The 14,255-nt window shown below is 26.6% G+C and carries 12 protein-coding genes and 1 other RNA gene; 6 read left to right on the top strand and 7 right to left on the bottom strand.

Annotated elements, in window-relative coordinates; translation table 11 throughout:
- The first annotated feature begins 52 nt into the window (after window positions 1-52).
- Window positions 53-2,206 (top strand): phosphate acetyltransferase, encoded by a 2,154-nt coding sequence (pta, locus tag XW81_RS00840; RefSeq protein ID WP_075474009.1) that lies wholly within the window; start codon window positions 53-55, stop codon window positions 2,204-2,206.
- Between the two features lie 66 nt (window positions 2,207-2,272).
- Here pta and yfaE read toward each other — a convergent pair whose 3' ends face one another.
- From yfaE to gyrA, 4 genes are all read right to left on the bottom strand, one after another.
- The gene (gene yfaE / locus XW81_RS00845; RefSeq protein WP_075474011.1) at window positions 2,273-2,539 is read right to left on the bottom strand and encodes a class I ribonucleotide reductase maintenance protein YfaE; all 267 of its coding nucleotides are present in this window, start codon (window positions 2,537-2,539) and stop codon (window positions 2,273-2,275) included.
- Complete coding sequence (gene nrdB, locus XW81_RS00850; RefSeq protein WP_075474013.1) at window positions 2,540-3,670, bottom strand: class Ia ribonucleoside-diphosphate reductase subunit beta; 1,131 nt, start codon at window positions 3,668-3,670, stop codon at window positions 2,540-2,542.
- Window positions 3,671-3,733: 63 nt separating this feature from the next.
- A complete protein-coding gene (nrdA, locus tag XW81_RS00855) occupies window positions 3,734-6,019 on the bottom strand; it encodes a class 1a ribonucleoside-diphosphate reductase subunit alpha (RefSeq protein ID WP_075474015.1) in 2,286 nt (761 codons plus the stop codon).
- Window positions 6,020-6,331: 312 nt separating this feature from the next.
- Window positions 6,332-8,857, bottom strand: a complete 2,526-nt coding sequence (gene gyrA, locus XW81_RS00860) for a DNA topoisomerase (ATP-hydrolyzing) subunit A (RefSeq protein ID WP_075474017.1) — start codon at window positions 8,855-8,857, stop codon at window positions 6,332-6,334.
- 505 nt (window positions 8,858-9,362) lie between these two features.
- Here gyrA and XW81_RS00865 point away from each other — a divergent pair.
- Both XW81_RS00865 and XW81_RS02935 read left to right on the top strand, forming a co-directional pair.
- Window positions 9,363-10,082, top strand: coding sequence for a DUF2076 domain-containing protein (locus XW81_RS00865; protein ID WP_075474019.1), 720 nt, complete (start codon window positions 9,363-9,365; stop codon window positions 10,080-10,082).
- Window positions 10,063-10,197, top strand: a complete 135-nt coding sequence (locus XW81_RS02935) for a hypothetical protein (RefSeq protein ID WP_267471147.1) — start codon at window positions 10,063-10,065, stop codon at window positions 10,195-10,197. The genes XW81_RS00865 and XW81_RS02935 overlap by 20 nt, the downstream gene beginning before the upstream one ends.
- Here the strand turns inward: XW81_RS02935 and XW81_RS00870 are convergent, their stop codons facing one another.
- Window positions 10,198-10,794, bottom strand: a complete 597-nt coding sequence (locus XW81_RS00870; protein ID WP_075474021.1) for a peroxiredoxin — start codon at window positions 10,792-10,794, stop codon at window positions 10,198-10,200. It lies immediately after the preceding gene.
- 155 nt (window positions 10,795-10,949) lie between these two features.
- Here XW81_RS00870 and ung point away from each other — a divergent pair, with 155 nt between their 5' ends.
- Complete coding sequence (ung, locus tag XW81_RS00875) at window positions 10,950-11,609, top strand: uracil-DNA glycosylase (RefSeq protein ID WP_075474024.1); 660 nt, start codon at window positions 10,950-10,952, stop codon at window positions 11,607-11,609.
- A 60-nt stretch (window positions 11,610-11,669) separates the two neighbouring features.
- On the opposite strand, the gene grpE is transcribed toward ung, so the two are convergent.
- Window positions 11,670-12,245: a nucleotide exchange factor GrpE gene (gene grpE, locus XW81_RS00880; RefSeq protein ID WP_075474026.1), complete on the bottom strand. Its 576-nt coding sequence runs from the start codon at window positions 12,243-12,245 to the stop codon at window positions 11,670-11,672.
- A gap of 120 nt (window positions 12,246-12,365) precedes the next feature.
- Here grpE and nadK point away from each other — a divergent pair, with 120 nt between their 5' ends.
- A complete protein-coding gene (gene nadK / locus XW81_RS00885) occupies window positions 12,366-13,235 on the top strand; it encodes an NAD(+) kinase (RefSeq protein ID WP_075474028.1) in 870 nt (289 codons plus the stop codon).
- A 115-nt stretch (window positions 13,236-13,350) separates the two neighbouring features.
- Here nadK and ssrA read toward each other — a convergent pair.
- Window positions 13,351-13,708, bottom strand: a transfer-messenger RNA (tmRNA) gene (gene ssrA, locus XW81_RS00890).
- 126 nt (window positions 13,709-13,834) lie between these two features.
- On the opposite strand from ssrA, the gene grxD reads away from it, so the two are divergent.
- Window positions 13,835-14,167, top strand: a complete 333-nt coding sequence (gene grxD / locus XW81_RS00895; protein WP_075474030.1) for a Grx4 family monothiol glutaredoxin — start codon at window positions 13,835-13,837, stop codon at window positions 14,165-14,167.
- Window positions 14,168-14,255: the final 88 nt, after the last annotated feature.

Below are 14,255 nucleotides of genomic sequence, written 5' to 3' on the forward strand. Positions count from 1 at the left end.
TTTTAAAATTTAAAAACTATATAAAAATTCTAGTGTTCATGGAGTTGATTTTATGCGTACTTTAATGTTAGTTCCTATATGTAAAAATTTTGGATTAACGACTTTAATTTTAGGATTAATTAAAAAATTTCAAAAAAATGGTCGTAAAGTCAAATTTTTTAAACCAATTTTAAAAAATTTGTATAATGATAGTAGTGGTATGGATCATACTACAGAAATTTTAACGAAAATGTGTTCTATAGAATGTCTTACTCCAATTAATATTACTTGCATAGATAATTTTTTTATGGAAGGTAATAAAACAAATATTATAGAAAGTATTTTATTAAAAATAAATTCTGAAAAAAATTTTAGTGATATTATGCTTATAGAAGGTATACACTATAAGCATTCTTTTTTCTTATCTAATTTGATAAATTATGAAATCGCGCAAGCAATAAATGCGGAAATTATTTTCTTTAGTACTTTAGAAAGACATAATGTATCTGATATTGAGAATGTAATTAACATTATTAATCAATATTTTTTATCAAAGAAAAATATTAATATTCGAGGTATTATTTTAAACAACGTTAAAACTCTAGAATTAAATTTATTTAATGATATTTCTAGATATAGTAGTAGTATTGAAATTAGTAAAGAAGTCAATGATACTTATTCTCTTTGGAAAAAATTATCATATAAATATTTTAACATTCCAATGTTAGGATATATTCCATGGAATTCGAAACTAATTGAACCGACTATAGATGAGATAGCAAATTATCTTCGTGCAGATGTCATTAGTCAATGTGATTTGGGTTCTTTTTTTATTAAATTTGTTTTAATGTATAAAAAAAAAAAATTACTACAGTATTGTAATAATTATTTTTCTAATTCCGTCTTAATATCATCTTTAAATGATTTTTATAATTTTGATGATTTAGAGAATACTTTTAAAGACATAAATTATAGTGGTTTTTCTAATGTAATATTATTAACAAATGTTACTTTGTGTTTTAAAAATTTTGTAAAAGCTAGTAACCTTTTTAAAAAAATAAATTTTTCTGTTTTGTTAGTAGAACAAGATATTATACAAACAATTTTGTTATTGAGAAGATTTGATTTTAAAATTTCTACTAAAAATTTTAAAAAGTTTAAAGTAGTTCAAGAGTACGTTTCAAATTATGTTAATGATAATATTATAAGTTTATTTAAAAATTTAAACACATATAAATATCAAATGTGTCCATCTGTTTTTATTCACAATATAATGAGTTTATCTAAAGTTAAGAAAAAGACAATTATTCTTCCTGAAGGAAAAGAATTACGAATTATCAAAGCAGCTTCTATTTGCGCTGATCAAAATATAGCAACTTGTGTATTACTAGGAAATCCAAGAGAGATTATTGAAATTTTTAAATTTAATAACATAAAATTTAAATCTAATATAAAAATTTTAGATCCAGAATTAGTGCGGGATAATTATATTGAACGTTTAATATATTTACGAAAGAAATACAAAATAACTATTGAAAATGCAAAAAAAATTCTTAAAGATGATACTGTATTGTCTACTTTAATATTAGAATCCGGTATAGTTGACGGTTTAGTGTCTGGATCAGCTAATACTACATCTAGTACAATTCTTCCTGCTTTGCAGCTTATTAAAGTGTCGAAAAATAATTCTTTAATATCCTCTGTTTTTTTTATGTTGTTGTCTGATCATGTATTGTTGTATGCAGATTGTGCTATTAATCCTGATCCAAATGCTAATCAATTAGCTGAGATAGCAATTCAGTCTGCTAACACTGCTATGTCATTTGGAATACTTCCTAAAATAGCAATGTTATCTTATGCAACTGGGACGTCTAGTAATGGTATAAAAATAGATAAAGTTAGAGAAGCTACAAACATTGTGAAAAAAAAATTTCCTAATCTCATTGTAGAAGGTCCTATTCAATATGACGCAGCAATAGATAATATAGTTTCAAGATTAAAATGTCCTAGTTCTGTTGTTGGTGGAGATGCAACAGTTTTCATATTTCCTGATCTTAATTCAGGGAACATTACATATAAAGCAGTTCAGAGATCGACGAATACTATTGCTATTGGACCAATATTGCAAGGAATTAATAAACCAGTTAACGATTTATCTCGAGGAGCATCAGTTCAAGATATTGTATATACAATTGCTATTACAGCAATACAATGCTCGCAAAAATGACGAATAAAAGTAAATATTAATTGAATTATTTTTCTAACAAATGCATTATTGAACTTTTATAACGTTTTAAATTTCTATTTCAATATTACCTTTAGCTATACAGCAACACGGGAAAATTTCTCCTGGATTATAAAATGCTAAAGGAAGTTTTTTATTGTTGTAATATATTTTTCCTTTTATTAATATAATTTTACACATTCCGCAATATCCTTGTTTACATTGATATTTTACGTCTATATAGTTTAATTGTAATACTGAAAGTAATGAAATTTCATTTTCTTCATAGTAGATGGTATAATTTTTATTATTAATTTTAATAGTTGAATATAACATTTATAATTTAAATTTATTAAATTCAGAATCGCTAATATCAGAGTTAATTTGTCCTATTAGATAAGAACTAACAGAAATTTCTTGTGGTGCTACTTGAATATTATCCGAAATTAGCCAAGAATTTATCCATGGAATAGGATTAGAGGTAATTGGAAAAGGTGTGGGTAATCCAATAGCATTCATACGAATATTAGTAATGTATTCAATATATTGCGATAAAATTTCTTTATTTAATCCTAACATAGATCCGTTTTGAAATAAATATTCTGCCCACAATTTTTCTTGCTTAGAAACTGAAACAAATAGTTTAAAACATTCTGAATGGCATTCATCAAAAATTTCAGACATTTCCTCGCTATTTTTTTTATTCTTTAGTATGTTTAGAATATGTTGAGTCCCAGTAAGATGTAATGCTTCATCTCTAGCAATTAATCTTATAATTTTTGCATTTCCTTCCATAATTTCCCTTTCTGCAAATGCGAACGAACATGCAAAACTTACATAAAATCGAATAGCTTCTAATGCATTTACACTAATTACACAGAGATATAATAACTTTTTGAGTTCGTGTAAGTTTACTACAATTTTTTTTCCATTAATGACATGTATTCCTTCTCCTAATAAATGCCAATAGCTAGTCATTTGAATAAGATTATCGTAATATTTAGAAATATCTTGTGCTCTACTCGCTATATTTTTATTGTTTACTATGTCATCAAATATTAATGATGGAGTATTTATTATGTTTCTAATTATATGAGTATACGATCGCGAATGAATAGTTTCTGAAAAAGACCATGTTTCTATCCATGTTTCTAGTTCAGGTAATGAAACAATTGGTAGAAATGCAACATTTGGACTCCTTCCTTGAATAGAATCTAGTAATGTTTGATATTTAAGATTACTAATAAAAATGTGTTTTTCGTGTTCTGGAAGATTTTGAAAGTCAATTGAATCTTGCGATAAATCTACTTCTTCTGGTCTCCAAAAGAAAGATAGTTGTTTTTCTATGAGTTTTTCAAAAATTTCATATTTCTGTTGATCGTATCTCGAAATATTGACGGATTGTCCAAAGAACATAGGTTCAAATAACTGATTATTTTTTTTTCTAGAAAATGTTGTGTATGCCATATAGATAGCTTCCTGTAAAATAACAATCATTATACATTATTAGCTTGAATATAATGTGGAAATTTATATTTCACAAGCACCGTTATTACAACTGTTATTATTTGTAAGATTTAAGAGTTCTGTTTGACAGTCTTTAGCGTCGTCTCTAGTATTTTGATAATATAGCGTTTTTATTCCTAGTCTATAAGCAGTTAACAAATCTATAATTAGTTGTTTCATAGGTATCTTATTATCTGAGAAAGTTTTAGGATCGTAATTAGTATTAGCAGAAATAGATTGATCTATAAATTTTTGCATAATGCTGGCAAGTTGCAAATATCCGATGTTATTTGGAATATTCCACAATAATTCATAGTTCTTTTTTAATTTTTTGTATTCAGGAACAACTTGTCGTAACATGCCATCTTTTGAAGCTTTTATGCTAACGAATCCTCTGGGTGGTTCTATACCATTTGTAGCGTTAGAAATTTGAGAAGAAGTTTCTGATGGCATTAATGCTGATAATGTAGAATTTCTTAGTCCATATTTTTTAATTCTTTTTCTGAGAGATTCCCAGTTTAAATATAATGGTTCATTGCAAATATCATCTATATCTTTTTTATAGGTATCTATAGGTAATAAGCCTTGATAGTATGTTGTTTGATTGAACCAAGCACATGCTCCTTTTTCTTTTGCTAATGTGCATGAGGCATTTAATAAATAGTATTGTAGTGCTTCAAATGTCTTATGAGTAAGTGAATTGGCACTGCCATCTGAATATCGTACTCCATTTTTAGCTAAGTAATAAGCAAAATTTATAACTCCTATTCCTAGTGATCGTCTAGACAAAGCTGATATTTTGGCTTTTTCGATTGGATAGTTTTGATAATCTAAAATTGAATCTAATGCTCTAACAATTAGGTTTGATAGTTCTGACAAATCTTCAAGTTTTTTTAAAGAACCTAAATTAATTGCAGACAAAGTGCATAGTGCAATTTCTCCGTCGACGTCGTTAATATCGTTTAATGGATTAGTAGGTAACGTAATCTCTAGGCATAAATTAGATTGTCTTATTGGTGCAAGTTTTGGATTAAAAGCACTATGTGTGTTGCAATGATCAACATTTTGTATATATATTCTTCCAGTAGAAGTTCTTTCTTGCATTATTAGAGAAAATAAACTTATTGCTTTTATTCTTTTCTTTCTTATTTTTGCATCATTTTCATATTTTTTATATAGAATTTCAAACTTTTTTTGATTAGAAAAAAATGTATCGTATAAATTCGGTACATCGGATGGACTAAATAAAGTTATATGTTCTCCTAATATCAAACGTTGATACATTAATTTATTAATTTGTACTCCATAATCCATATGTCGAACACGGTTTTCATCTATTCCTCTATTATTTTTTAGAACGAGTAAACTCTCTACTTCAAGATGCCAAATAGGATAAAATATTGTAGCTGCTCCACCTCTAATTCCACCCTGAGAACATGATTTTACGGCACTTTGAAAGTGTTTATAAAATGGAATGCATCCGGTATGAAATGTATCTCCACCTCGAATAGGACTTCCTAAAGCTCTAATGCGTCCTGCATTAATTCCAATTCCAGCACGTTGCGAAACATATTTTACAATAGCACTAGTGGTAGCGTTAATCGAATTTAAATTATCACCACATTCTATTAAAATACAAGAACTAAATTGTCGTTTTGGTGTTCTCAAACCAGCCATAATAGGAGTAGGTAGGGAAATTTTAAAAGTTGAGATTGCATTATAAAATTTTTCAATATATTTCATTCTCGTTTTTTCTGGATATTTGTGGAATAGACACGCTGATATCATAATATATAGAAATTGTGCGCTTTCGTAAATTTTTCTAGTCACTCTGTTTTGTATTAAGTATTTTCCTTCTAATTGTTTGACTGCTGCATAAGAAAAGTTCATATCACGATAATGTTGTATAAAAGAATTCATTTTTTTGTATTCAATTTTAGAATAGTCTTCTAGTAAATGTTTGTCGTATTTGCCTAGTTTCACCATTTTTTTTACGTATGTATACAAAATTGGAGGATTAAATTGACCAAAGGCTTTCTTTCTAAGGTGAAATATTGCTAGTCTAGCTGCCATGTATTGATAGTCAGGTGAATTTTCGGAAATTAAGTCTGCTGCAGATTTTATAATAGTTTCATGTATGGTAGTAGTTTTTATATTATTGTAGAATTGTATTCTAGACTTTAGTGCTACCTGAGATACAGAAATATCATCTAGATCTTTTGCTGCCCAATTTAATACTCTATGAATTTTATCCAAATTGATTAATTCTTTTTTCCCATTCCGTTTTGTAACTAGTAACATGGAATTCATTCTGTCTTTTCCTAGTTTTGAAATGTGTATATTTTAACTATGCTAAGATAATTAACTATTTTATGGTGTTATTTTACAGCAATTTTATGTTTACATGTGTTAAGCAAAATAATGTATTTCTATATTAATAGAAAATATTTTTTTATTTTTTTTTGATAGTTTACTTTTATTCTTTAGAATTATATTTTTTATAAAGTTAAAATTTATGGTTTACATTTTTCATTGTAACTTCTGCAAAAAAAATTATGTGTAGTTGTTGTGTATTAGATACATATAAAAAAGATTTTTTTAAAATTTTATTTAAAGAATGAATTATAAAAATGATTTGTTAGCTTTTTGGACAGCTACTACTTTTTCTTTTTCTGCAGTTCTGATTAAAATTACACCTTGTGTATTTCTTTTCAGTATTCCAATTTCTGATATTCTCGTTCTAACTAACGTTCCTGCATTAGTTATAATCATAATTTGATCTTCCTCCATTACTTGCATAGCACCAATCATAATTCCGTTTTTTTTAGTTATCTTAATTGCAATTGTACCTCTAGTAGCTCTTGATTTTGTTGGAAACTCGCGTATTTCTGTTCGTTTGCCATATCCATGTTCAGTAACAATTAATATATTTCCGGTACCCCTAGGAACTACTAAAGAAACTACTTTATCTTGGCTTTTTATCGAAATTCCTTTTACTCCAGAAGCATTTCTACCCATTGTTCTTACTAATTTTTCAGAGAAATGAACTGCTTTTCCTATTGCAGTAAATAACATTATTTTATCTTTACCGTTAGTTAAAGATACTCCAATTAGTTCGTCGTCATTTTTTAATTTAATAGCAATTATTCCTGACGTTCTTGGTTTTTTGAATTCGCAAATATTAGTTTTTTTAACCATTCCTTTAGCAGTAGCCATAAAAATGTTTATGCTATCTTTATATTTTGAAATAGGCAATATAGCTGTTATTCTTTCTTTGACATCTAGAGGTAACAAATTAACAATTGGACGTCCACGAGCATTTCTACTAGCTTCTGGTAATTGATAGACTTTCATCCAATATATTATTCCTCGACTAGAGAAACAAAGAATTGTATCGTGAGTGTTAGCTACTAGTAAATTTTCTATAAAGTCTTCTTCTTTAGTTTTTGCTGCTGATTTTCCCTTTCCTCCTCTTTTTTGTGCTTCATATGTGGACAATGGTTGATATTTTACGTATCCTGAATGTGATAGAGTTACTACAACGTCTTCTTGATTTATCATGTCAGAAACATTGATATCTTCGTAAGTTTTAATAATTTGTGTTCGTCTTTTGTCTCCAAAACGGTTTTTTATATCAATTAGTTCTGATTGTATAACATTAATTAATTGATTTTTATCTTTTAATATGCTTTCTAATTTTTTAGAAGATTGTATTAATTTTGTATGTTCTTTCATAAGTCTTGAAGATTCTAGATGTGTAAGTCTTTGAAGACGCAGGTCTAATATTGCATTTACTTGTTCTTTAGTGAAAAATAATACGTTCTTATTTGGTTGAGTTTTCGGCATATGAAATTTGATAGTATTATTTTCAAAAGTGCTCGTATATTTGGAATTATTTGAATACCAGTTTTTAGATAGTAATAGTTCTTTTGCGTTTGATAGTGATTTTGAGCTTTTAATTAATTCGATAATAGTATTAATATTATCTAAAGATATTATTAATCCTTCAATAATATGAATTTTTTTTTGAACTTTTTTAAATTCAAATTGACTACGTTTAGTTATTATTTCTTTTCGATGTGAGATAAATTCTTGTAAAATTTCTTTTAATGAAAGTGTTTTTGGTTGGCCGTTACTTAATGCAACCATATTAATTCCAAAAGAAATTTGTAGTTGAGTTAAAGTATACAATTTATTAAGTATGATTTCTGATTTTGCTTCTCTCTTTATTTCAATGACTATTCTCATTCCTTCTTTATCTGATTCATCACGTAAACCACTTATGCCTTCAATTTTTTTTTCTTTAACTAATTCTGCTATTTTTTCAATTACTCGCGATTTGTTAACTTGGTAAGGTAGTTCAAAAATAATGATAGATTCTTTTTTTGTTCTTTCTTGGATTTCTATTCTGCTATTAGCTCGAACATAAATTTTCCCTCTTCCAGTTCGGTATGCATCTGTAATTCCATTACATCCGTTTATTATACCAAAAGTAGGGAAGTCAGGTCCAGGAATGTATTCCATAAGGTTTTTTAGTGTAATATTACTGTTATTAATGAGCGCAATGCAACCGTTTATTATTTCATTAATATTGTGAGGAGGAATGTTAGTAGCCATACCTACTGCAATTCCGGATGATCCGTTTATTAACAAATTAGGTATTTTAGTCGGTAGTATTTCAGGAATTTTTTCTGTACCATCATAGTTAAGACAAAAATTTACTGTTTCTTTGTCTAAATCGCTTAATATTTCATATGCAATTTTAGACATTCTGATTTCAGTATATCTCATTGCTGCTGCAGAATCTCCATCTATTGACCCGAAGTTACCTTGTCCATCTATAAGTGTATATCTTAACGAAAACGATTGAGCCATTCTTACTATGGTATCGTAGACAGCAGTGTCACCATGTGGATGATATTTTCCAATAACATCACCTACTATTCTAGCTGATTTTTTATACATTTTATTCCAATCGTTGTTCAGTGTACGCATAGCGAATAATATTCTTCTATGAACTGGTTTTAGTCCATCTCTAACGTCTGGTAAGGCCCGCCCAATGATTACTGACATAGCATAGTCTAGATAAGAATTTTTCAATTCGTCTTCAATACTAATTTCTATAATTTCTTTTGCAATTTTTTTCATAATTAGCTTATTTAATTAATTTTATAAAAACAATATTATAATAAAAATTCTAGAACTTAAAATGTTATTCTACGAGTAACAATATGTTTTGAGAGTGTGGTATACTGTACTAGTTTTATTTAAGCGTTTTTAGAGATAAAAATGTGACAATGATGAAAAAATCATAAGTAATGTTTTATAAATTTTAAAAAAATAGTTATATTTTTAATATTAACGATAAGATATTTTAATTAACATTATTTTTAAGTTAGTAAAAAAAATTTATTATTTTTAAAATTTTATTTACATCTTGTCTAAATTTGAAATTTAACTGATAAAACTATTGTTTTCAAAAATTGTATGATGTATTCTTTTATTCGTTAGCGAAGTTAACATTAACAATTTAACTTTATTATTAAGTCTATAATTAATTTTATTAAACTGATTTCATTTACTAAAAAAATTTTATGCTTTTTAAATTTGATTTAAATGCTATTTTTTATTGTGTTAGTACACGAGGTTAATTATGAATAATGACGAAAAAAAATTAATAGAAGATTTGTTTTCTAGGTTGCATAAAACTGAAATTAAATCAGGTGATCGAGATAACATAGCTGAAAATCTAATAAAAGAGTTATTAGAAAAATATCCTAACACTCCTTACTATATGGCACAAACACTTTTAATTCAAGAGACAGCAATAAAGAAATTAAATGAAAAATTATCTTCATTGGAAAATGACAAATTAAAAAATGATAACAATTCAAAAGGTACATCTGGTAGCTTTTTGTCTAATTTGTTTGGAAGTAAAAAACCTAAAAATTCTTCGGAACCTGCTTTAGGAACGTCTTGTAATTTTCCTAAAGATTCTAATGTTGGCTCGCCTTCTTTATATACACGTTCTAATACTATGTCTCCGACAGGAGTTATGAATAATAATTCAAGTAGTTTTCTTGGTGGAGCGTTGCAAACTGCCGCAGGAGTAGCTGGTGGTGTTGTTATGGCAAACGCATTGATGAATCTTTTTCAAAATAAAAAACCTGAAGAAGAAGTTATGGATGCAGTACATAATGTTGATTCTTCAAACATAGGATCTCATACTTTAGATAGTGACCATATACATAATCAATATATAAATAATGAAGACGTAAATTTAAACAACAACGATACTGAAAATTATAATCGACTGGATGATATTAGTGATAGTAATGATTATGATGATTTTGATGACGATAATTTTATTTAAAATTTTAATATTTAATTGTATTAAATTAATTTTAGGAAAACGAAAACCAGCAATAAATTTATTTTCTGCTGGTTTAAATGTTAGAAGTATTAAATATTGGAAATTTAGTGCTTAACTATGAAGTATATGTTTTTTTTAAGTATTCTTTAACTCCGTTTGTGGTTGCTTTCATCCCATCTTTACCTATGTTCCAATTAGCTGGACATACGTCTCCATGTGTTTCGTAAAAATTTAGTGCATCTATCATTCTTATGATATCGGAAATGTTTCTTCCAAATGGTAGATCATTAATTATTTGGTGGCGAACTATTCCTTTTTTGTCAATTAAGAACGACGCTCTTAGAGCAACCCCTAGCTTTGGATGCTCAACGTTATACAATTTTTGTATTTCTCTTTTTATATCAGAAACAATTGTATATTTTATTAATCCTATACCTCCTTCTTTAGGACTGGTTTGACGCCATGCATGATGAACATATATTGAATCAATAGATACTCCTATTATTTCTGTTTTTCTTTTTGAAAATTCTGGTAAAAATTTGTCAAATGCTATAACTTCTGATGGACAAACAAATGTAAAATCCATAGGCCAAAAAAACAATACAGCAGTTTTATTTTTGATGTAATTTTTTAAGTTAAAATCATTAATAATTTTGTTGTCGTGGAATATAGCTGGTGCAGTAAAATCAGGAGCTTTACAAGTTACTAACATTGCATTTGTCCTTTTCTTCATGAATTTAATATATTTAAATTTAATTTTTTATTTATTTTTAAAATTATTTTTTTATTTATTTTATACAATATGTATTTTCAAATATAAGCATGATATTATCATGTAAAATTTTATTGAAATAAAGTAGATGCAAAATGAGTAACTATATTATAGATTGGAAACATGTATTAAAACAAGAAAAAAAAAAATATTTTGTTAATATTGTTAAAACGATATCCGAAATGAGAAAAAACAAAATAATTTATCCACCAAAAGGTGAAGTGTTTAAAGCTTTTTCGTTGACAAAGTTTTTAGATATCAAAGTAGTTATTATCGGTCAAGATCCATATTTTAAGGAAGGCCAAGCTCATGGATTAGCGTTTTCAGTTCGAAATCATGTAAAAATTCCACCTTCTTTAGTTAATATACAGAAAGAATTAATTAATGATATAGGTATTAATTTTTCGTTTAAACATGGTTGTCTAGAAAGTTGGTCGCGTCAGGGAGTTTTTTTGTTAAACTCTATTTTAACAGTGGAGTCAGGTAAACCAGGATCTCATAAAAAATTAGGGTGGGAAAATTTTACTGATGCAGTAATAAGAATTATTGATGAATATCATAGGGGGATTGTGTTTTTGTTGTGGGGTTCACATGCAAAAAAAAAGGCTCGAAATATTTTTTGGAATCATGTTTTATTAGCGTCGCATCCATCACCATTATCATCTTATAAAGGATTTTTTGGATGCCGGCATTTTTCAAAAGCAAACAATTTATTAAAAAAAGAGAATAAATCCGAAATTAATTGGTTTTTGTAATTTTTTCTTCTTAATATAATATTTTCATATTTTTTGTTATTTTTTAATACAAAGTTTTATTTATAATAATTCGTTTGTAATTTTAACTATGGCTTTTTGTAAAACTTTCTCTTTATAGATATACCCATTCTTGATTATTGAAGAAACATAATAGGTATTAGAACTATTTAATTTTTTATCATGTTCAATTTGATGTAATAATGGATCAAATTTTATTTTTGTTTTATTTTCTAAGATTAATCCAAATTTTTTAATTGTATTTAACAATAATTTCAATGTTAGCGAAATTCCTTCAGTGATTTTGTTATTTTCTTTTTTTAAATGTGATGTAGTATTATTTATACTAATTAAATTATCTAATATTGGTATTAAATTCTTTAAAAAGCTTTCTAACTTTTTATCTTTTATATTTTGTATTTCTTTTATAGCGCTTTTTTTAATATTTTCGATTTCGGCTTGTTCTCTCAGTTTGATTTCAAGAATATTTTTTTTTATATCAGATTTGATTTGATTCAATTTATTAATTTTACTGATGTAATCTTCGGTTTTTTCATTTATATCTATTTTTTCATTACTTTTTGTAATATCTTTGGGATTATTTTTTAAAATATCTGATTTTTTTATTTTATTATTCATAAGACTTTCTCTTTTCATTTTTGAAATTTTGTGTTTATTTAATTTGAAGACCAACAATATTACTTTTTAATAGTATAATTTTAAAACAATTTTATTATGTATTATAAAGGAACTAATTTTGTGAAACAACATTTTCATTGTATTGGAATAGTTGGCTATCCTCGTCATTCTAGTGCGTTATCTACACATAGAATTCTTTATAGTTGGTTGGAAAAAAAGTATCAAGTTATTATTGAAGATAAAATATCTAACAAGTTAAATTTGAAATATATGAATACGGATTCGTTGTCTAATATTGGGAAAAGATGTGATTTGGTAATAGTAGTTGGAGGAGATGGAAATATGTTGTATGCAGCTCGTGTTTTATCTTCTTACAAGATTAAAATTATTGGAATTAATAGAGGAAATTTAGGTTTCTTAACTGACTTGAATCCTGATACTGCGTTAGAACAATTATCACGTGTTTTATCTGGGGAATATGTTCAAGAAAATCGATTTTTATTAGAAGTAAAAATAGTTAAAAGCAATCAATCGTATAAAATAAGTAAAGCTATTAACGAAGTTGTACTACATTCTGCTCATGTAGCACACATGATTAATTTTGAAGTATATATTAATAATAATTTTTCTTTTTCTCAGCGTTCAGATGGTTTAATTATTTCTACTCCTACGGGATCTACTGGGTATTCACTTTCAGCTGGAGGGCCAATTTTAGCAACTTCTTTAGAAGCAATTGTACTAGTTCCTATGTTTCCTCATACTTTGTCATCACGTCCTTTAGTTATTGATAGTACTAGTACAATTTGTTTGAGATGTATGGAGACTATATCAGAATTAAAAGTTAGTTGTGATAGCCAGATAATTTTATCAGTTGATAAACATGATTTAATTTTTATTAAAAAGAGTAATGATCTTTTACGTTTAATACATCCGAAAGATTATAATTATTTTAAAATCCTAAGTTCTAAATTAAATTGGTTGAAGAAGTAATGCCTAAAAATTTATTTATTTAAATATTATATTTTTTATTTTTATGCATAATTTAATCAATTTTTTCTGATTAACATTAATATTTTTTACATTAAATTTAAATATCTATATATTTTTATGGAGCTGGCGGGATTCGAACCCGCGTCCAAAATTTTTACCACTTTAGCGCTACATGCTTAGTCTATTTTGGGAATTTAAATTTCTATAAACGTATAGACTCGTAATAGATGTATGCTTATTATATTTTAACAAACTTAATTTATAAGCAAAAATAAAATTTGCGATCTCTTTTATGACCTCTATATATTTTATTTCAAGAGAAAAATAAAAAGAGGGCTTTAATACAGGTTATTAAGCTGCTAAAGCATAGTTGTGTTGTTTTGCTACTATATTTTACGGTTTTTAACGAGGCAAACCGTACCTCGGCATGCACTTTAGTTTTCAATAATTTTGTCAAGTCCAAAAACAGCCCCACTTTTATTGTATAATAAAATAAAAATTTAATCTAGAAATAAGTCTAATAAATAATTCTAATATTGTAAAAATTAAATGAATACGTTTAAAATTTTAATTTCTTCAAAATTAATGGAAAATTAACAATGAATACTATAAAAAAAATTAAAGATCAAATTAAAAAAAATCCAATTATAATTTATATGAAAGGATCTCCTGAATCTCCAAGTTGTGGTTTTTCTGCTCAAGCTGTTCAAGCTTTATCTTCATGTGGTCAAAAATTTGCTTATGTAGACATTCTTCAGTATCCTGACATTCGTTCAGAATTACCAAAATACGCTGATTGGCCTACATTTCCGCAATTATGGATAAATGGAAATCTTATAGGAGGTTGTAACATTATTTTAGAATTATTTGAAAATGGAGAGTTAAAAAAAATAGTTTCAAAAGCTTCAAAAAATAATACAAATGTTGTTTAAAATATTTATGTGTTTTACGTTTATTATATTTTATTAGGTATATATTGTGCAATTTTTTTAATAAAAAAGTATACTCATAATAATTGAT

The organism is Buchnera aphidicola (Schlechtendalia chinensis) (assembly GCF_001648115.1).
GTDB classification, from domain to species: Bacteria; Pseudomonadota; Gammaproteobacteria; order Enterobacterales; family Enterobacteriaceae; genus Buchnera_B; species Buchnera_B aphidicola_N.

Bases quoted from the DNA above. Each gene is read 5' to 3' on its own strand.
- grxD (WP_075474030.1), top strand. From the start codon at position 13,835: ATGAATACTATAAAAAAAATTAAAGATCAAATTAAAAAAAATCCAATT.
- pta (WP_075474009.1), top strand. From the start codon at position 53: ATGCGTACTTTAATGTTAGTTCCTATATGTAAAAATTTTGGATTAACG.
- XW81_RS02935 (WP_267471147.1), top strand. From the start codon at position 10,063: ATGACGATAATTTTATTTAAAATTTTAATATTTAATTGTATTAAATTA.
- nrdA (WP_075474015.1), bottom strand. From the start codon at position 6,019: ATGAATTCCATGTTACTAGTTACAAAACGGAATGGGAAAAAAGAATTA.
- XW81_RS00870 (WP_075474021.1), bottom strand. From the start codon at position 10,794: ATGTTAGTAACTTGTAAAGCTCCTGATTTTACTGCACCAGCTATATTC.
- XW81_RS00865 (WP_075474019.1), top strand. From the start codon at position 9,363: ATGAATAATGACGAAAAAAAATTAATAGAAGATTTGTTTTCTAGGTTG.
- grpE (WP_075474026.1), bottom strand. From the start codon at position 12,245: ATGAATAATAAAATAAAAAAATCAGATATTTTAAAAAATAATCCCAAA.
- yfaE (WP_075474011.1), bottom strand. From the start codon at position 2,539: ATGTTATATTCAACTATTAAAATTAATAATAAAAATTATACCATCTAC.
- gyrA (WP_075474017.1), bottom strand. From the start codon at position 8,857: ATGAAAAAAATTGCAAAAGAAATTATAGAAATTAGTATTGAAGACGAA.
- nrdB (WP_075474013.1), bottom strand. From the start codon at position 3,670: ATGGCATACACAACATTTTCTAGAAAAAAAAATAATCAGTTATTTGAA.
- ung (WP_075474024.1), top strand. From the start codon at position 10,950: ATGAGTAACTATATTATAGATTGGAAACATGTATTAAAACAAGAAAAA.